This is a genomic window from Pseudomonas sp. REP124 (genome assembly GCF_020164475.1).
Taxonomy (GTDB): domain Bacteria; phylum Pseudomonadota; class Gammaproteobacteria; order Pseudomonadales; family Pseudomonadaceae; genus Aquipseudomonas.
In genome coordinates this window covers 1-18,719 of sequence record NZ_JAIQWX010000028.1, presented here as the reverse complement: position 1 = coordinate 18,719, position 18,719 = coordinate 1, and the positions used below count along the sequence as shown (strand labels likewise).

Genomic DNA, 18,719 nt, shown 5'->3' with positions numbered 1-18,719 from the left:
AGCCATAGAAAACTCCGCCTGCGATCGATAGCAATTTCTGATTGAATCCTCGCACCGGGCTCTAGTAAGCTCGGCGCATCCATCGGAGACAAACCATGTTCAACGCCCTCTCACAGCTACGTACCGCCAGCGCCCCGCGCTCGGTTTCGGCTGCCCGGGCGAACGGTGTTTGCGCTCCGGTCAGCTTTTATTTTGGGTATTGGTTTAGCCACTGGCGCGCCTGATACCCACACGGCGCCCACTTTGAACGGGTCGCCACCAGAGATTTCTCAACCCCCGGTCGGCTTCCCGACCGGGGGTTTTGTTTTTTCAGCCCTTAATTTTTTGTTGCAGCACACCAGACATACAGAGGATCAGCACCATGAACTACGCCACTTATTACCGTTACGACACTTTTACCGCCTGGCGATTTACCACCCTCCGCTCGGGACAGCCTGCCGCCTCCGATCGGTCACCCACAGGTGGCAAGCACACACACGCAGCCAATCCGGCCAATTGTCGAACACCCCTATAGGCCGAGCGCGCGGGAGCGAACCCGCCGCCAGCCAGGAAGCCTGAACATGAACTCGTCCGTCTCTGCTTTGCCGCTGTCCACCCTGAGCCCTGCCAATGAAGCGCTGACCCTGCGTCTGCCCAGCTCGTTGCAACTCAAACAGCAACTGCCGCTCTCCAACGCCCTGACCCGGCAAGTCGACGCCCACCGCCAGGCGGTCCGCGCGATTCTCGACGGTGAAGACTCCCGTCTGCTGGTCATTGTCGGCCCCTGCTCGATCCACGATCCGAAATCCGCGCTCGAATACGCCGCCAACCTGGCCCGCCTGTCCGCCGAGGTCAGCGATCAAATGCTGCTGGTGATGCGCGCCTACGTCGAAAAACCCCGCACCACGGTGGGCTGGAAAGGCCTGGCCTACGATCCGCACCTGGACGGCAGCGACGACATGGCCGGCGGCCTGACCCTGTCCCGCGAACTGATGCGCGAAATGCTGATGCTGGGTTTGCCGGTCGCGACCGAACTGCTGCAACCGATGGCCGCCGGCTACTTCGATGACCTGCTCAGCTGGGTTGCCATTGGCGCCCGCACTACCGAATCGCAGATCCATCGCGAGATGGCCAGCGGCCTGAGCATGCCGGTCGGCTTCAAGAACGGCACCGACGGTGGCGTCACGGTGGCCAGCGATGCCATGCGCTCCGCGGCCCATCCGCATCGCCATTTCGGCGTGGACAGCCAGGGCCACCCGGCGATCATCCAGACACCCGGCAACCCGGACACTCATCTGGTCTTGCGCGGCGGCCACAACGGCCCGAACTACGACCGCGCCAGCGTGGCGAAGGTCAACGGCGACTTGAGCAAACTGAAGATCCCGGCGCGGATCATGGTCGATTGCAGCCACGCCAACAGCGGCAAGGATCCGCTGCGCCAGCCGGCGGTGTTCAATGACGTGCTGGAGCAACGCCTGCAAGGTGATCGCTCGCTGATTGGCATGATGATCGAGAGTCACTTGTTCGAAGGCTGCCAGGCTATTGGTCCATCGATGAAGTACGGCGTGTCGGTTACCGATGGCTGCCTGGGGTGGAGCGGGACGGAGCAGTTGTTGCGCCAGGCCGCCGAGCGGTTGCGGGCCTGATCCCTGATTGAACAGACGATGGGGTCATTGTGGCGAGGGGGCTTGCCCCCGTTGGGTCGCGCAGCGGCCCCAAAAAAGATGGGAGTGCTGCGCACTCCAACGGGGGCAAGCCCCCTCACCACAGGTAAGTGTTCGACTTGGCTGGCCGGTACTGACGCAACCTCCGCCTTTTCGGCGTCTGTTTATTCCGTTTTCACCCGCCAACCGCGTCCTTTTCATACACCGCAGGCAACCCTGCCTGCTTTAGAGTGAGCCGCAAGGCACCACCCTGAATGCCAGAAAAAGGACTTTGAACATGCAACGGAATGCACACACTCGCCACCCGATTCTCCTGGTCCACGGGCTCTTCGGCTTCGACCGGATCGGCAACTTCGAACTCTTCCACGACATCAAGCAGGCTTTAAGGAACGCAGGCGCACGGGTTTTCGTCCCTCACCTGTCGGCAACCCACAGCAACGAAGCGCGCGGCGAACAACTGCTGGTGCAGATCAAGCGGGTTCTGCAAGGCACGGGCGCGAGCAAGGTCAACCTGATCGGCCACAGCCAGGGCGCGCTGGCCGCTCGATATGCCGCCGCGATGGCGCCGGAATCGGTGGCCTCGGTGACGTCCGTCAGCGGACCGAATCAAGGCTCGGAGCTGGCGGACTACCTGCGCAAGGCCCTCGTCCCCGGACACCTGCCGGAACACGTCGCCGAAACAGTCGCGACCTTATTCGCCGAATTTCTGGCATTACTCGGCGGCCACCGCCAATTGCCACAAAACGCCCTCGCCGCGCTCAATGCCCTGACCACCGAAGGCGTGGGCGCATTCAATCGCAAATACCCCCAAGGACTGCCGAAAACCAGGGGCGACAACGGCTGCGAACTGGAAAACGGCGTGCGCTACTACTCCTGGAGCGGCACCTTGCAGGGCGGTCTCATCGAGAGTGGACTCAAAGCGGTCAATCCGCTGCACAACTGTCTGCGTGCCTTTTCCCGATATTTCGTCCATGAAACCGAGCACAACGATGGCCTGGTCGGACGCTACAGCTCGCACCTGGGCACCGTCATCCGCTCCGACTACCCCCTCGATCATCTGGACACCCTGCGCCAGACCGGCATCGTGGCAGCACAAGCCGTCGACTCGATTGACCTCTACGTGCAACACGCCGAGCGCCTGAAAAAAGCCGGTCTGTAGCCCGTAACTACCCCGCAGGCCCCACGTAACGGAACTTTGAGAAGAAATCGCTCACTGAATCCGGTAGGCTCCCCACTTTACCGAACATTGAAAGGAGTATTTCCCCATGGCTAAAGCCACTGCCCGCCACATCCTCGTTTCCAGCGAAGCCAAGTGCAACGAGCTCAAGGCCCAGATCGAGGCTGGCGCAGACTTCGCCGAAGTCGCCAAAGCCAACTCCACCTGCCCGTCCAGCCGCCAGGGCGGTGACCTGGGTTCGTTCGGTCCAGGCCAGATGGTCAAGGAATTCGACACCGTGGTCTTCAGCGCGCCGATCAACGTCGTGCAAGGCCCGGTCAAGACCCAGTTCGGTTACCACCTGCTGGAAGTGACCAGCCGTCAGGACTGATCGACGCCCGGTTTTCGCACACAACGGCCCGCCTTCTGGTGGGCCGTCGTGTTTGGGATGCGAATTCGGCTGGCGAGGGACGCGCCGCTAGCGTACAAATTGTCGTTATCGACCACCCGGCTCTAAGGCTGACAATGCGACTGGCTTTCCCAACTGTATTTTTCACTGCCGCGGCCCTGCTCCTGGGCGCCGTCGGCGTGAACGCCGCACCGCAACATGCGTTGACTGTCTATGGCGAACCGGCCAAGTACCCCGCCGGCTTCAGCCACTTCGCCTACGCCAATCCGCTTGCGCCCAAAGGCGGCACTATGCGGCGCTCGGCGATCGAAATCGGTCTTTTCGACCACGTCCTGCCTTATATCGACAAAGGCATCGGCGTCACTCAGATCGACGGTCTGCTCTACTCGCCCCTGGCCCAGCGCTCGCTGGACGAGCCTTACACCGTGTATGGCCTGGTGGCCCGGCAAATCGAGCGTTCCGATGACGGCCTGTCCCTGCGCTTCTATCTCAACCCCAAGGCACGCTTTGCCGATGGCAAGCCGATCACCGCACAAGACGTACGCTATACCTACGATTTGCTGATGACTCAGGGCAGCCTGCGCTATCGCACGCAATTCGCCGATGTCAAAGGCGTCGAAGTGGAGTCGCCACTGACCGTGCGCTTCGACTTCAAGAACAACGAAAACCGCACCCTGCCCCTGGACATTGCGACCCTGCCGGTGTTTCCCGAACACTGGTGGAAGACCCGCGATTTCGCCGGCGGCGGTGGCTATGAGGCGCCGCTGGGCAGCGGGCCATACCGGGTGGGCAAGGTCGACTCCGGGCGCAGCATCACCTTCGAACGCAACCCCGACTGGTGGGGCAAGGATCTGCCGGTCAGTCGCGGGCTCTACAATTTCGATCATTTCAGCATCGAGTATTTCGGCGATACCGACGTGGCCCGCCAGGTCTTGCGCGGTGGCGCCTACGACTACAACCGCGAGTTTTCCGCCACCGGCTACTCCATCGGCTATGACAGCCCGGCGCTGAGCGACGGTCGCCTGCAAAAGGCCCACCTGGCCACCGAAGCCCCGCAACCGAGCCAGGGCTTCGTGTTCAACCTGCAAAAACCGATGTTCCAGGATCGCCGGGTGCGTCAGGCGCTGGTGATGCTCTGGGATTTCGAGTGGAGCAACCGGCAGATGATGCGCAACCTGTACATCCGCCAGCAGAGTTTCTTTTCCAACACCGAACTCGCCGCCCGGCAACTGCCGGATGCCGGCGAGCGGGCGATTCTCGAACCCCTGCGCGGACAGATCCCTGACGAAGTCTTCACCCAGGTGTTCGAAGCGCCCAAGACCGATGGCAGCGGCGTGATTCGCGACAAACAGTTGCAAGCCCTGGCCCTGCTCGAACAGGCCGGCTGGAAACCTGACGGCGATCAACTGGTTAATGCCGAAGGCGAGCCGTTGAGCTTCACCTTCCTGGTCAGCCAGAACGGCATGGATCGTCTGCTGCTGCCATACAAGCGCACCCTGAAGCAGATCGGCATTGACCTGAACATCCGCCGCATCGACGCCTCGCAATATGTGAACCGCCTGATGAGCCGCGACTACGACATGATCGTCACCGGTTACCCGGTCACCACCTCCCCGGGTGGCGAGCTGTTCAACTATTTCGGTTCCGCCGCCGCCACCGATCCCGGTTCGAACAACTACATGGCCCTGAAAAATCCGGCGGTCGACACCCTGATCAACGGCCTGGTGCGCGCCGACAACAAGGCGGACATGCTGCGCTACGCCCACGCGCTGGACCGGGTGTTGCAGTGGAATTACTACTGGATCCCCAACTATTACCCGCCGGGAACCTCCACCGTGTGGTGGAACCGCTTCGGCATCCCGAATGTGCAGGCCAGCAATGACGAAGCCATCGAGAGCTGGTGGGAAGTCAGCACCACGCCCCTGACCAACCAGCAAATGACCGCCGAACGCATTCGCCGTGGCAGCCCCGGAGGACCGCACTGATGTGGGCTTACATACTGCGGCGTCTGCTGCTGATCATCCCGACGCTGTTCATCATTCTTCTGGTCAACTTCGTCATCGTCCAGGCCGCTCCGGGTGGGCCTGTGGAACAGGCCATCGCCCACCTGCAAGGCATCGGCGGCGTGAGTGCCGGCGGCAGCTCCGGCGAAACCAGCAGCGGCACGTCCCGGGCCAGTCGCGGCCTGGACCCGCAATTGATCAAGGACATCGAAAAACAGTACGGCTTCGACAAACCGGCCCATGAGCGGCTGTGGCTGATGATCACCAGCTATGCGCAACTGGACTTCGGCAAGAGCTTCTTCCGCGGCGCCACCGTCACCGACCTGATCCTGCAGAAGATGCCGGTGACCATTTCCCTCGGGCTCTGGGCGACGCTGATCACGTACCTGGTGTCGATCCCGCTGGGCATCCGCAAGGCGGTGCACCACGGCAGCCAGTTCGATATCTGGAGCAGCACCGCGATCATCATCGGCTATGCAATGCCGGCGTTCCTGTTCGCGATGTTCCTGATCGTGGTCTTCGCCGGCGGCACTTCGCTGAACTGGTTTCCGGTACGCGGACTGGTCTCCGACAACTTCGACTCGCTGTCGACCCTGGGCAAGGTCACCGACTACTTCTGGCATCTGGTGCTGCCGGTCACCGCGCTGGTGATCGGCGGTTTCGCCACGTTGACCATCCTGACCAAAAATTCCTTCCTCAATGAAATCACCCGACAGTACGTGGTTACCGCCCGCGCCAAGGGCCTGAGCGAGCAACGGGTGCTGTACGGCCACGTGTTCCGCAACGCCATGTTGCTGGTGGTGTCGGGGATTCCCCAGGCCTTCATCAGCGTATTTTTCGCCGGCTCCCTGCTGATCGAAGTGATCTTCTCCCTCGATGGCCTGGGCCGCATGAGTTACGAGGCAGCGGTTTCCCGGGATTATCCGGTGGTGTTCGGCTCGCTGTTCATCTTCACCCTGTTCGGTCTGCTGATAAAACTGGTGGGCGACCTGTGCTACACCCTGGTCGACCCGCGCATCGACTTCGCCGCGAGGAATGCCTGATGCTCAAGCTTTCGCCGCTCGGCCGTCGTCGTTTCGAGCGTTTCAAGAAAAACCGTCGCGGCTGGTGGTCGCTGTGGCTGTTCATCGGCCTGTTCCTGCTGACGCTGGGTGGCGAGTTGATCGCCAACGACAAGCCGCTGATGGTCAGCTATCAAGGCCAGTGGTACTTCCCGGTGTTCAAGCGCTACACCGAACAGGAATTCGGTGGGCAGCTGCCGTTCCAGGCCGACTACCGCAGCGACTACGTGCAGAAGCTGATCAAGAAGGACGGCGGCTGGTTGCTGTTCCCGCCGATTCCGTTCAGCGACGACACGCCCAACTACGACCTGAACAAACCGGCCCCAAGTCCGCCGTCGAACGTGAACTGGCTGGGAACCGACGATCAGGCGCGGGATGTGCTGGCCCGGGTGATTTTCGGTGCGCGCGTGTCGATTCTGTTTGCCTTGATGCTGACCTTTGTCAGCGCCCTGATCGGCATCGCCGCCGGCGCCTTGCAGGGCTATTACGGCGGCTGGGTCGACTTGCTCGGACAGCGACTGCAAGAGGTCTGGTCCGGGCTGCCGGTGCTGTACCTGCTGATCATCCTGTCGGGCTTCGTCGAACCGAATTTCTGGTGGCTGCTGGGGATCATGGCGCTATTTTCCTGGCTGGCGCTGGTGGACGTGGTCCGTGCCGAGTTCCTGCGCGGGCGCAATCTGGAATACGTCAAGGCGGCCCGCGCGCTGGGCCTGACTGACCATAAAGTCATCGTGCGCCACATCCTGCCCAACGCCATGAACGCGACCCTGAGTTATCTGCCGTTCATTTTGACCGGGGCGATTTCGACCCTCACCGCCCTGGATTTCCTCGGTTTCGGCATGCCGGCCGGCAGCGCTTCCCTGGGTGAACTGATCGGTCAGGGCAAGCAGAACCTGCAAGCACCGTGGCTCGGGTTGACGGCGTTTTTCACCCTGGCGTTGATTCTTTCCCTGTTGGTATTCATCGGCGAAGCGTTGCGTGACGCCTTTGATCCTCGATCCTGATCCGGACTGTAGACATGAGCCTTAACCTGATCGAAATCCGTGACCTCAGCGTGGCCTTCAGTGGCCAGACCGTCGTGCGCAACCTGTGCCTGGACATCCGCCCCGGCGAATGCCTGGCGCTGGTGGGCGAGTCGGGCTCGGGCAAATCGGTGACCGCCCATTCGATCCTGCAACTGCTACCCGAATGCGGCACCGAAACCACCGGCAGCATTCGCTATCGCGGCCAAGAACTGGTGGGCGCCGATGCGGCAAAACTGCGCCAGTTGCGCGGCAACCGCATCGCCATGATCTTCCAGGAGCCGATGACCTCGCTCAATCCCTTGCACAGCATCGAAAAGCAGATCGGCGAAACCCTGCTGGTGCACAAGGGCATGACCGGCAAGACCGCGCAGGCGCGCATCCTCGAGTTGCTGCATCTGGTGGGCATCAAGAATCCCAAGGAACGCCTCAAGGCCTATCCACATCAATTGTCCGGTGGCCAGCGCCAGCGGGTGATGATCGCCATGGCCCTGGCCTGTGAACCGGAACTGCTGATCGCCGACGAACCCACCACCGCGCTGGACGTCACCGTGCAGCGCAAGATCCTGCTGCTGCTCAAGTCCCTGCAACAGCGACTGAACATGTCGCTGCTGCTGATCAGCCACGACCTGAATCTGGTGCGCAGCATCGCCCAGCGCGTCTGCGTGATGAAAGCCGGCGAAATCGTCGAGCAGGCGCCCTGCGAAACTCTGTTTACCGAGCCCAAGCATCCTTACAGCTGCGTGCTGCTCAACGCCGAGCCCGAAGGCGAAGCGCTGCCTCGGGACGAGCGTGAGAACGTGCTGGAGGTGGAGAATCTGCAGGTGCAGTTTGCCGTCAGTGGCGGCCTGTTCCAGCGCAAGACCTACCTCAAGGCTGTGGACGGCATCAGCCTGAACGTGCAGCGCGGCAAGACCTTGGGTATCGTCGGCGAATCCGGCTCCGGCAAGTCGACGCTGGGCCAGGCGATCCTGCGATTGCTCGACTCCAAAGGCAGCATCCGCTTTCAGGGCGAGGCGCTGGACGGTTTGACGCAGAAGCAGTTACGACCCTGGCGCAAGCAGATGCAGGTGGTGTTCCAGGACCCGTTCGGCAGCCTCAGCCCGCGGATGTCCGTGGAGCAGATCCTGTGCGAAGGCCTGGAAGTACACAGTGATCTGAGCAACGAGGAATGCAACGCCGAGGTGACGCGCGTTCTGCAGGAGGTCGGCCTCGATCCGAAGAGCCGCCATCGTTATCCCCACGAATTCTCCGGCGGCCAGCGCCAGCGCATCGCCATCGCCCGGGCGCTGGTGCTCAAGCCGGCGCTGATCCTGCTGGACGAACCCACCTCGGCCCTGGATCGCACCGTACAGAAACAAGTGGTCGCCCTGCTCCGCCAGCTTCAGGAAAAACATGGCCTGACCTATCTGTTCATCAGCCATGACCTGTCCGTCGTCCGCGCCCTGGCCCACGACATGATCGTGGTCAAGGACGGCAAGGTGGTGGAAAGCGGCGCCAGCCATGAAGTGTTCGAATCGCCGCAGCATCCGTACACCAAGGAGCTATTGGCGGCGGCGCATTTGGGGCAAGCATAATTCGGCACCAGGCTTTAGACCGCGTAGCGGCCATCGCGGGCAAGCCCGCTCCCACAAGGTCATGAGGTTGACCCTGGATTTGGGTCCGACACAAAACCTGTGGGAGCGGGCTTGCCCGCGATGAGGCCGGCACAGGCAACACACAATTTAGGATCAATCCATGAACACCACCGAAAGCCTCAAGGACTACCAGCGCGTTCGCCTGCTGGCGATCCGCTCTCTGTTCGAGATCATCGAGCAGTCGAGTGAAGGCACGGTGATCGTCGACCGCGATGCCAACATCGTCTGGATGAACGAACGCTACGCCCGGCGCTTTGGCCTGCCCTCGGCCGAAGGCGCCATCGGCAAGGCCTGCGAAAGCGTGATCCCCGGCAGCCTGTTGCGCGAAGTGGTGCGCACCGGCCGGCCGATCCTGCTGGACATGCAAGACACCCCCAAGGAACCGCTGGTGGTCATGCGCCTGCCGATCCACGACGATGCCGGCGAGGTGATCGGCGCCATCGGCTTTGCCCTGTTCGACGAGTTACGCAGCCTCTCGCCCATGCTCAAACGCTACATGAGCATGCAGGAAGAGCTGGCCTCGACCCGCTCGCTGCTGCGGGCGCGGCAGACCAAATACAACTTCGCCCACTTCATCGGCACCAGCGCCGCCAGCCTGGAAGTCAAACGCCGCGCCCGACGCAGCGCCAGCACCGAATCGCCGGTCTTGCTGCTGGGCGAAACCGGCACCGGCAAGGAGCTGCTGGCCCAGGCGATCCACAACGCTTCGCCCCGCGCGCACAAGGCCTTTGTCAGCATCAACAGCGCAGCCATCCCCGAATCGCTGCTCGAAGCCGAGTTCTTCGGCACCGCCCCCGGCGCCTTCACCGGCGCCGACCGCAAGGGCCGCGCCGGCAAATTGCAGATCGCCCAGGGCGGCACTCTGTTTCTCGATGAAATCGGCGACATGCCGCTACCGCTGCAAAGCAAACTGCTGCGGGTCCTGCAGGAAAAGGAATTCGAGCCAGTGGGCTCCAACGAGGTGATCCAGAGCGACGTACGCGTCATCGCCGCGACCTCCACCGATCTTGAAGCCGCCATCAAACGCGGCGAGTTTCGCGCCGATTTGTATTACCGCCTCAACGTCCTGCCGATCCAGGTACCACCGCTGCGTGATCGCCTCGATGATTTACCCGCGCTCAGTGAAGCGATTCTTGAAGAGTTGCGCAGCCAGCATGAACTTAATGGCGAAGCGTTGGCGCTATTGGGTCAGCATGCCTGGCCGGGGAATATTCGCGAGTTGCGTAATGTGCTGGAGCGGGCGGCGTTGCTCAGTGATGACCTGCGGCTTTCGGTGGCGGATATACGGGCGGCGATCGGGACCTTCACGCCGGTTGAGCGGGTGGCGGCGGTGACCATCGAACCGTTGGAGCACGAGACGTTCAGTGCGGCGCGGGAGCGGTTTGATCGGCAGTTGATTGGGGCAACGCTTGAGGCCTGTCAGGGAAATGTGATTGAAACCGCCAAGCGCCTGGGGCTCGGGCGCTCGACGCTTTACAAAAAGATGCTGGCATTGGGCATCACACAGTATTAGACCAAGCCCATGGCAACGGCATAAGCAACCGCAGAGGTCTTGTTCGAAACACCCAGCTTTCGCTTGATGTTGTTGAGATGGAAATTGACGGTATCGGGGCAGATATCAAGGATGATGCCCACCTCTGCAGAACTCTTGCCCTCCGCACTCCACTGCAGGATCTGACGCTCTCGATCCGTAAACAATATGCGTTGAGCGTCTCGCCCCCCAGCACACTGGAAGGCGGTGCTTTCTGCAAAAATCTCGATCAGATGCTTGAGTTTCGATTTGAGATCAGACGCCTCTTTCGAGCTAACCAAATTACCGCGCCTCGCAACCGAGAACGAGTGAGATGCGTTATTGAAATTACGAACTGTCAGTACACATCCGTGCCGTAATCCATAACCCCAAAACTCATCAAACAACTTGCGATTTGCACCCTTGATAGAGTCGCGCCAAACAAAAAAACAGGAAACCCTAGCGTTCAGATGACTCAACGACCGTTCTTCGCGCTGAATGGCATCCAGATAATGGACACTCGAATTGGCAGGAAAGGTGCCAATTACCTTGGTATCAGGATTCACAAATGGAGTCGACGCTCGGGTAGCGTACAAAAAGAAATCAAATCCCAGGCTTTCAGTCGCTCGATGCAAGAGCCCCATGGTGCATTCGTTACTTCGACACTGCCTGACCTTTTCATCCAACCCGTCGCTCCATGCCGACATGCCCATGTCTCCCAATAAAGGCGAAGGTTATTAGAAATTATGAACTCCCTGTACGCCTTGAATAGTACTCCCCGTTAATCCTTGGGCATCGAGGAAAACATGTAGTCCTTTTCCTTAAAGCGAGCGAGATCACTCTGTAGGACAAATCCATCGCGTGTAGAAAATTGTGCGAATTAAAAGTATTGGTGGTGGGAATACGTACAGGGACCACAGTTTCATGGATGTGACGCCTGCACTTCCCGCCAACGACGATCTATCCTTTAACGATCGCTTCGATCGTGCGACAAATTGCGAATGCCTGTCTCGAATCCATCGCCGGATCGCATAGCATTTCAATTCCTACCGGCAACCCTTCCGGACTCATGACGGAGAAATTCATCGCGATTGCTCGCGCACAACTTGCAACTGAGACATGGCGGGCAAGCTCTAAAGCATTTATCGAGGAAATCTCCATCACAGACACGTTGATACCAACCGTAGGGTGTATCAGAACGTGGCAACGGGTCTGAGCGAAATAATCGACAACATCCTGCTCAATACCTCTAGCGTTGGTCTGAGCACGCTCGTACGCGGGACGACACGGCCGGCCTGGAGGGAAAGCCAGGGCTTTGATTTTACGCATTGTGGCGCTATCACTATTTTCGAGTATTTTTTCCAGCGTTGCAGGTACGTGCGACCGGGAGTTCAAGTAAGCGTTAAATGCTTGCGCAAATTCATGATTAACCATTGTGGTTAATGCCTGTGCTGCCCGATCGAATGAAGCAGGCACCTCCTGCATCACGATATTGGCGCCTGCACTGGCTAGTTTAAATATTGCGTTATGCATGCATTCTTCAATCTCTTGCGACAGCATCGTCAGAGAAAAATTTGTTGCAACAGCAACTTGTAATTTGCAGGCCTCGATAGGCGCAAGTTCTTCATATTCGTGGATTAAGCTGTCCAGCAACGAAATATCGTCAAGCGTGTTTGCGATCAACCCTGCTTCGTCATAGCCGGAAGACGTTAACGGACAAATGCCCTCGGCGTCTAAAGTAGAAAGAGGCGCCCTACAGGCCGAAACCCCACAGAACGCGGCAGGAATGCGCAAAGAACCCACGGTGTCTTCACCGATCGCAACCCAAATACCACCACCAGCGACACCCGCTGCGCATCCGCCACTGCTACCGCCGGGTGAATGGTTAGGGTACATCGGGTTGGTGACTTTCCCGAAATACGGATTATCGGAAGCCCAGCCATAGCTCATTTCGTCCAGATTCGCTTTACCCACACAAACAGCACCCAAGGACTTCAGACGAGCAACCAGAGAATGATCCTTCGATGGGTAGTTGATGCTCAGCGCCTCGGTTCCGTTTGTTGTCGGGAACCCCAATGCATCAATACTATCCTTGACGATAAAATCGATGCCTGAAAGTACTCCGCCAACATGCTTTGCATCCCTGCCATACGTTGCAGGCAATCGATTGACAAAGACGCAATAGGCGTCGACCCAGTCGATAGATTTGAAAGCGGAAGCTATTCCGAATATCGCTCGATTTGCTAACACCCTGCGCAGACTATTTTCGTAATGCATCTGCAATCCCCTCTGATCATTTGTGACCGACAAACAAGACCACACGCATCAAAAAATGCAACTACCAAAGTTGGTAGTTGCACACCACCAATACAACCTCCAAGCTAGTTAGCTCACCATAAAATCAGGCAAATCAAAGAGAAAGCGGGCATGAATCACGGAAACTACAAAAGTATCCTGGAAATGATCCTGCATCACGTTATCGCATCCCCAGACTCAATCGCCGTCAAATGTGGACCACAGCAATTAACCTTCCGGCAATTGAATGAGCAAGCTGATCAGGTGGCCGCCTGGCTCGAGAAACAGGAGGTGGCCCGTGGATCAATTATCGCAGTTGCCATGGAAAGGACTACCCAGCTGGTGGTTGTACTCCTCGGAATAATGAAACACGGCAGTGCCTATCTTCCACTGGACGTTGATTATCCTGAATACAGAATCAACCGCCAGCTCGAGAACGCAAATGTCGAATACGTTTTCAGTGACTCATCTGAATTTTGCTCCAAGGAACTTTCCGCCAAAATCATCAACCCGGAAAACATCTTTAAACAGGTTTTTCAACGTAAACAAATAGCCCTGCCAAACAGCGACACCTGTGCTTACTGTATTTACACATCAGGCACCACCGGCGAACCAAAAGGCGTGTTAATCAGCCATGGCGCTCTGTTGAACCATACGCAATGGTTCATGGAGGAGTTTTCCGTTACTGAATCTGACGTCATTCTGCAGCGCACCAGCCTCGCATTTGATGCATCGGTCTGGGAACTGTGGACCGGGTTGGCGGCCGGGGCCTGTCTGGTTTTGCTCCCGGCAGCCCATGCCAAACATCCGCTTGGCATCTTGCTGGCACTCCAGCAGGAGCACATATCGATTGTGCAATTCGTCCCTACGCTGCTGCGAGAGCTGATGCGTTTAAAGCAGTTCGGACATATCCCCTGCCGCCTGGTGTTCTGTGGTGGTGAGCCACTGACCTGGGACCTCATCGATCAGTTCGTTTCGAAAACCCGGTGCCTACTGGTCAATCTCTATGGGCCTACCGAAACGACTATCGATGCTACCTTTTGGCGGGTGGACCTGACGGCGGACAGGAACATGCCCCCGCCTGTGGGGCGCCCCGTACGCGGCGTGCAACTACACCTGCTGAACGAACAGGGTTTGCCGGTGGAACATCAGCAAGAAGGCGAAATAGCGATCGCAGGACCCGGCGTAGCCATCGGCTACGTAAACAGTGTTGTTGAGAACGCGCTACGTTTCTCATCGCTCAATGTCGATGGAGAACCAGTACGGATTTATAAAAGCGGGGACATCGGCGTCGTTTCCGTCTCCGGAGAACTTATCTGCCTCGGACGTCGCGACAGTCAGTACAAGGTCAACGGGCATCGGGTCGAACTACTGGCCATAGAGCACGTAGTTCAACAAACACCAGGCGTACAATGCGCCACCGTCTATATCGATACCCTCGCCAGCGGCGAAAAGCAGATCTGTGCGGCTTACGTCGCGCAGTCCGACGCAGAACCTCAAGCCGTCGGGCAACGGATCAAACAGACGGTCTCGCTACAACTCCCCGCCTACATGCACCCAAACCAAATACACGTGCTCGACAGACTACCGCTACTGCCCAACGGCAAGATCGATCACAACGCTCTGCGAGAGAGACATGCCAAATCGGTTGCCGCCGAATCGCACCTTATCGGCGAACCATCGACCGTAAAACAGTTGCAGGAAATCTGGAAAGAGATTCTCGGTCACCGACCCATTTCGCTCGACAGCCACTTCTTTGAATGCGGGGCCACTTCCCTGACGGTGATGATGCTGCTTGGCAGAATCGCGAACCTGTTCAATATGGACCTGACTCCCAAGGACATTTTCGAGCATCCGATCCTGGCCCGGCAGGCCGCTTTACTCAGTGGCAGCAGGCGCGAGAGGAAGGAAAACGGTTTGCTACTTGATGCACTTGCCTGGCGCAGGCACGCGGGTAGCGAAACGCCAGGACTGGCTCAATGCGAGGTCCTTGAAAAACCGCCACAAACACCGGCCTACCTGGAGAATGTGGTCCTCGCGTTTTACATCCGAGGCGAGTGCTCCGCAGCCAGAGTACGTCAGGCCTTCGGAGCGGTCCTCGAACAGCAACCCGCATTGCGCTGCAGTTTCAAATCCGACGGACAAGGTCATTCGCAGCGAACTCAACACGCCCTTGATGAGTTTCCGCTGCCGTTCAATCTCATCCAGACCACATCCCAAGACACTCTCCCGGACACCGTGGTACACAGGGTCATCGAAGAATCATTGACCGCCATTGATTTGCGACAACCACCCTTGGTCCGCGCCACCTACATTGAGTGCCCCGGATCGGATGATGCACTGATCATCACCGCCCACCACATTGCATTCGACGGCTGGTCGGGGGCGATCCTGATGGACCAGCTCTGTGCTCACTACCAGTCCTTGTTGACGACAGGCGTGCCGGGAAACATCCAATCCCGACTGAGCTACTCGGACTACACGGATGCGCAGCATCAACGTTTTGCCGAGGGTTTGCTGAATCAACACATCGCTTTCTGGGAGCAGACACTCAAACACCTGCCCGAGCCCTTTTCCATGCGTGACGCCATTGAGCGGCCCCTAGTATTCACCTTTCGTAGCGCTGTAATTCCACTGAACCTGGATGCGCAGTACCCGGCCATCGTGCATTTGTGCAGCCAAACGGGATCGAGTCTGTACACCGTGATCCTGACGGCATTCCTGATGGCGCTCGCAAAAAAGACCGACACCAGCGACCTCTATGTTCGCTCCCCCATCGCCAACCGGACCGATGCGGCCCTGGAGCCAGTGGTGGGGTATTTTGTCCATCCCATGGTGATCCGTCCGAGGCTTTCTGATTGGTCCCCTTCCCTGCACTTGCTGGAGCAGGTCAGTGGTTGCGTACTGGATGCGAGCGGTCACGCACTGCTGCCTCCGCAGAAACTTGAAGCCCACTGTTCACCCTGCTCCAGCGCTTATGGTTCGCGCTTTCCCTATTGGTACAACCACCATAACTATCCCGCCGGGCAACGCCAGCTAGGCACATCTCAGCTTAAGGGTATCGGGGTGCCCTCCAGTGGAATCAAGACTGATGTTTCACTTAACACGCTACGCACAGAAGGCGGATTGGTCGGCAGTCTGTCCTACTACCGTGACGCCATTTCGCAGGAAGCTGCGCACAACCTGATGATGAGTTTCCGGCAGGCACTGGATGATTTGCTTGCACTAGAGCCTTTATCGAGTTGACGAGATCCTCGATTGCGTCGTTGCCTGCGCAACGGATCTTGCCATTGAAAATGCATTTTCGATGGTGTGTGTCGCGCAACAGAATGGGCTCTGGAATTCGAACTCAAATCGCCCGGAGATGCGCGCCGCACTTGCGCGACGGTTGGTGAATCAAGAGCCTTTGGTGCTTGAACACCCCTTTCATCTCTATACCTACTACGACACCGCAATCCATATTTCCTGGGTCTATCCTCTGTGGTGTCACACGAAAGTCTCCATAAAGAGACGTTAATCTCTGTTTATGGAAGGATTTCTGAAGATCAAAAGATCGCAGTGTTCGGCAGCTCCTACGCAGGATTTCCGCGTTCCCCTGTAGGAACTGCCGAAGGCTGCGATCTTCTCGCTCCACAAAAAATCTCCAATCAGAGACAAAAGCCTAGCAACAACCCCCGCCAAGAAAATTAAATCCTTATATTTCAACGACTTAAGCTTTTGGCACAGAACTCGCTATAGCCCCCTCCTACAAAGCTTCACCTATACAAAAATAACAATCCCAGGAGACACACCATGAGTGTGATCATTGCCTTGGCGGCCCTCGCGCTGCTGATGCTCGCTGCTTACCGCGGCTACAGCGTTATCCTTTTTGCTCCCATCGCCGCTCTCGGCGCCGTTCTGCTGACCGACCCTTCCGCCGTTGCGCCCGCCTTTACCGGGGTGTTCATGGAGAAGATGGTCGGGTTCATCAAGCTGTATTTCCCCGTGTTCCTGCTCGGTGCCGTGTTCGGCAAGTTGATCGAGTTGTCCGGGTTCTCGCGTTCCATCGTCGCTGCGGCCATTCGCTTGCTGGGTACTCGCCAGGCGATGCTGGTGATTGTGCTGGTCTGCGCGTTGCTCACTTATGGGGGTGTGTCGCTGTTTGTGGTGGTGTTTGCGGTCTATCCGTTTGCCGCCGAGATGTTCCGCCAGAGCAATATTCCCAAGCGCCTGATTCCGGCGACGATTGCTCTGGGTGCGTTCTCGTTCACCATGGACGCCCTGCCCGGTACGCCGCAGATCCAGAACATCATCCCCAGCACCTTCTTCAACACCACCGCCTGGGCCGCGCCGTGGCTGGGGGTGATCGGTACGATCTTCGTGTTCTGCGCCGGCATGCTGTTTCTCCAGCGCCAGCGCAATAAGGCACAACGTGCCGGTGAAGGCTATGGCACGGAGCTGCGCAATGAGCCGGAAACCGCCTCCGACCTGAAGCTGCCAAACCCGTGGATCGCGCTGTCGCCTTTGCTGGCGGTGGGCATCATGAACTTGCTGTTTACCCAATGGATTCCGCAGTGGTACGGCAAGACTCATAGCCTGGCCCTGCCGGGAATGGCCGCGCCGGTCACCACCGAGATCGCCAAGCTCACTGCGATCTGGGCGGTTCAGGCCGCGTTGCTGGTAGGCATTCTCATGGTGCTGGCGTTCGGTTTCACGGCGATCAAGAGCAAACTGGCCGAAGGCAGTAAAAGCGCGGTCAGCGGTGCCTTGCTGGCAGCGATGAACACCGCGTCGGAATACGGTTTCGGGGCGGTGATCGCGTCCTTGCCGGGCTTCCTGGTGCTGGCCGACTGGCTCAAGAGCATTCCCAATCCGCTGGTCAACGAAGCGATTACCGTGACGTTGCTGGCCGGTATCACCGGTTCCGCCTCGGGCGGCATGAGTATCGCCCTGGCGGCGATGTCCGAGCAGTTCATCGCCGCGGCCCACGCCGCGAACATCCCGCTGGAAGTGCTGCACCGCGTGGCCGCGATGGCCAGTGGCGGCATGGACACCCTGCCGCACAACGGCGCGGTGATTACCTTGCTGGCGGTCACCGGCCTGACCCACCGCGAAGCTTACAAAGACATTTTCTGTATTACGCTGATCAAGACCCTGGCGGTTTTCGTGGTGATCGGCACTTTCTACGCCACTGGCATTGTGTGAGGTATTCATGACGACTCTTTCAGGCAAGACCGCACTGGTCACCGGCTCCACCAGCGGCATCGGCTTGGGGATTGCCCTGAGCCTGGCCAAGGCTGGCGCCAACCTGATCCTCAACGGTTTCGGCGATGCGTCGAAGGTCATCGCCGAAGTCGCGCAGTACGGCGGCAAGGTCGGCCATCATCCCGCCGATGTCAGCGATCCTGCGCAGATCGCCGACATGATTGCCTATGTCGAACGTGAGTTCGGCGGCGTCGACATTCTGGTGAACAACGCCGGCATCCAGCACGTGGCGCCGGTGGACGAGTTTCCGGTGGAACGTTGGGACTCGATCATCGCCATCAATCTGTCGTCGGTGTTCCACAGCACCCGCCTGAGCCTGCCGGGCATGCGCGCCAAGGGCTGGGGCCGGGTGATCAACATTGCATCGGTGCATGGTCTGGTGGGGTCGACGGGCAAGGCGGCTTATGTGGCGGCCAAGCATGGGGTGATCGGGTTGACCAAGGTGGTGGCGTTGGAAACCGCGACCAGCAATGTCACTTGCAATGCGATTTGCCCGGGTTGGGTATTGACGCCGCTGGTGCAGAAGCAGATCGACGATCGCGCCGCAACCGGGATCGATCCACAGCAGGCGCAGCATGATTTGCTGGCCGAGAAACAGCCGTCGCTGGAGTTCGTCACGCCACCGCAGTTGGGTGAGTTGGTGCTGTTTCTGTGCAGCGAGGCCGGGAGCCAGGTGCGGGGCGCGGCGTGGAATGTGGATGGTGGGTGGTTGGCGCAGTGATCGTCAGCTAGACCGCGT

General features: G+C 58.8%; 13 protein-coding genes. 11 read left to right on the top strand and 2 right to left on the bottom strand.

Annotated features, from left to right (window positions below; all coding sequences use genetic code 11):
* Positions 1–560 precede the first annotated feature (560 nt).
* From K9857_RS09610 to K9857_RS09575, 8 genes are all read left to right on the top strand, one after another.
* The gene (locus K9857_RS09610) at positions 561–1,625 is read left to right on the top strand and encodes a 3-deoxy-7-phosphoheptulonate synthase (RefSeq protein WP_224535222.1); all 1,065 of its coding nucleotides are present in this window, start codon (positions 561–563) and stop codon (positions 1,623–1,625) included.
* Between the two features lie 295 nt (positions 1,626–1,920).
* On the top strand, positions 1,921–2,802 hold the full coding sequence (locus K9857_RS09605; RefSeq protein WP_224535220.1) for an esterase/lipase family protein: 882 nt from the start codon (positions 1,921–1,923) through the stop codon (positions 2,800–2,802).
* A gap of 106 nt (positions 2,803–2,908) precedes the next feature.
* A complete protein-coding gene (locus tag K9857_RS09600; protein WP_175378130.1) occupies positions 2,909–3,190 on the top strand; it encodes a peptidylprolyl isomerase in 282 nt (93 codons plus the stop codon).
* 134 nt (positions 3,191–3,324) lie between these two features.
* On the top strand, positions 3,325–5,193 hold the full coding sequence (locus tag K9857_RS09595) for an extracellular solute-binding protein (protein WP_224535218.1): 1,869 nt from the start codon (positions 3,325–3,327) through the stop codon (positions 5,191–5,193).
* Positions 5,193–6,254 carry a microcin C ABC transporter permease YejB gene (locus K9857_RS09590; RefSeq protein WP_224535216.1) on the top strand — a complete coding sequence of 354 codons (1,062 nt, stop codon included), beginning with the start codon at positions 5,193–5,195 and terminating at the stop codon, positions 6,252–6,254. The genes K9857_RS09595 and K9857_RS09590 overlap by 1 nt, the downstream gene beginning before the upstream one ends.
* On the top strand, positions 6,254–7,276 hold the full coding sequence (locus tag K9857_RS09585) for an ABC transporter permease (RefSeq protein WP_224535214.1): 1,023 nt from the start codon (positions 6,254–6,256) through the stop codon (positions 7,274–7,276). The genes K9857_RS09590 and K9857_RS09585 overlap by 1 nt, the downstream gene beginning before the upstream one ends.
* A gap of 14 nt (positions 7,277–7,290) precedes the next feature.
* On the top strand, positions 7,291–8,871 hold the full coding sequence (locus tag K9857_RS09580; protein ID WP_224535212.1) for an ABC transporter ATP-binding protein: 1,581 nt from the start codon (positions 7,291–7,293) through the stop codon (positions 8,869–8,871).
* Positions 8,872–9,031: 160 nt separating this feature from the next.
* A complete protein-coding gene (locus K9857_RS09575) occupies positions 9,032–10,444 on the top strand; it encodes a sigma-54 interaction domain-containing protein (protein WP_224535211.1) in 1,413 nt (470 codons plus the stop codon).
* Here K9857_RS09575 and K9857_RS09570 read toward each other — a convergent pair.
* Together K9857_RS09570 and K9857_RS09565 are read right to left on the bottom strand one after the other, a co-directional pair.
* The gene (locus K9857_RS09570) at positions 10,441–11,148 is read right to left on the bottom strand and encodes a LuxR C-terminal-related transcriptional regulator (RefSeq protein ID WP_224535209.1); all 708 of its coding nucleotides are present in this window, start codon (positions 11,146–11,148) and stop codon (positions 10,441–10,443) included. The genes K9857_RS09575 and K9857_RS09570 overlap by 4 nt on opposite strands.
* Before the next feature lie 253 nt (positions 11,149–11,401).
* Positions 11,402–12,718, bottom strand: coding sequence for an amidase family protein (locus K9857_RS09565; RefSeq protein WP_224535207.1), 1,317 nt, complete (start codon positions 12,716–12,718; stop codon positions 11,402–11,404).
* A 150-nt stretch (positions 12,719–12,868) separates the two neighbouring features.
* Between K9857_RS09565 and K9857_RS09560 the strand changes: the two genes are divergently transcribed.
* The 3 genes from K9857_RS09560 (at position 12,869) to hbdH (ending at position 18,701) form a co-directional block, all read left to right on the top strand.
* Positions 12,869–15,982 (top strand): non-ribosomal peptide synthetase, encoded by a 3,114-nt coding sequence (locus tag K9857_RS09560; RefSeq protein WP_224535205.1) that lies wholly within the window; start codon positions 12,869–12,871, stop codon positions 15,980–15,982.
* A 546-nt stretch (positions 15,983–16,528) separates the two neighbouring features.
* A complete protein-coding gene (locus K9857_RS09555) occupies positions 16,529–17,920 on the top strand; it encodes a GntP family permease (RefSeq protein ID WP_224535203.1) in 1,392 nt (463 codons plus the stop codon).
* A 7-nt stretch (positions 17,921–17,927) separates the two neighbouring features.
* Positions 17,928–18,701 carry a 3-hydroxybutyrate dehydrogenase gene (hbdH, locus tag K9857_RS09550; RefSeq protein WP_224535201.1) on the top strand — a complete coding sequence of 258 codons (774 nt, stop codon included), beginning with the start codon at positions 17,928–17,930 and terminating at the stop codon, positions 18,699–18,701.
* The last annotated feature ends 18 nt before the right edge of the window (positions 18,702–18,719 follow it).

Bases quoted from the DNA above. Each gene is read 5' to 3' on its own strand.
- K9857_RS09585 (WP_224535214.1), top strand. From the start codon at position 6,254: ATGCTCAAGCTTTCGCCGCTCGGCCGTCGTCGTTTCGAGCGTTTCAAG.
- K9857_RS09600 (WP_175378130.1), top strand. From the start codon at position 2,909: ATGGCTAAAGCCACTGCCCGCCACATCCTCGTTTCCAGCGAAGCCAAG.
- hbdH (WP_224535201.1), top strand. From the start codon at position 17,928: ATGACGACTCTTTCAGGCAAGACCGCACTGGTCACCGGCTCCACCAGC.
- K9857_RS09555 (WP_224535203.1), top strand. From the start codon at position 16,529: ATGAGTGTGATCATTGCCTTGGCGGCCCTCGCGCTGCTGATGCTCGCT.
- K9857_RS09570 (WP_224535209.1), bottom strand. From the start codon at position 11,148: ATGTCGGCATGGAGCGACGGGTTGGATGAAAAGGTCAGGCAGTGTCGA.
- K9857_RS09610 (WP_224535222.1), top strand. From the start codon at position 561: ATGAACTCGTCCGTCTCTGCTTTGCCGCTGTCCACCCTGAGCCCTGCC.
- K9857_RS09595 (WP_224535218.1), top strand. From the start codon at position 3,325: ATGCGACTGGCTTTCCCAACTGTATTTTTCACTGCCGCGGCCCTGCTC.
- K9857_RS09565 (WP_224535207.1), bottom strand. From the start codon at position 12,718: ATGCATTACGAAAATAGTCTGCGCAGGGTGTTAGCAAATCGAGCGATA.
- K9857_RS09560 (WP_224535205.1), top strand. From the start codon at position 12,869: ATGAATCACGGAAACTACAAAAGTATCCTGGAAATGATCCTGCATCAC.
- K9857_RS09580 (WP_224535212.1), top strand. From the start codon at position 7,291: ATGAGCCTTAACCTGATCGAAATCCGTGACCTCAGCGTGGCCTTCAGT.
- K9857_RS09590 (WP_224535216.1), top strand. From the start codon at position 5,193: ATGTGGGCTTACATACTGCGGCGTCTGCTGCTGATCATCCCGACGCTG.
- K9857_RS09575 (WP_224535211.1), top strand. From the start codon at position 9,032: ATGAACACCACCGAAAGCCTCAAGGACTACCAGCGCGTTCGCCTGCTG.
- K9857_RS09605 (WP_224535220.1), top strand. From the start codon at position 1,921: ATGCAACGGAATGCACACACTCGCCACCCGATTCTCCTGGTCCACGGG.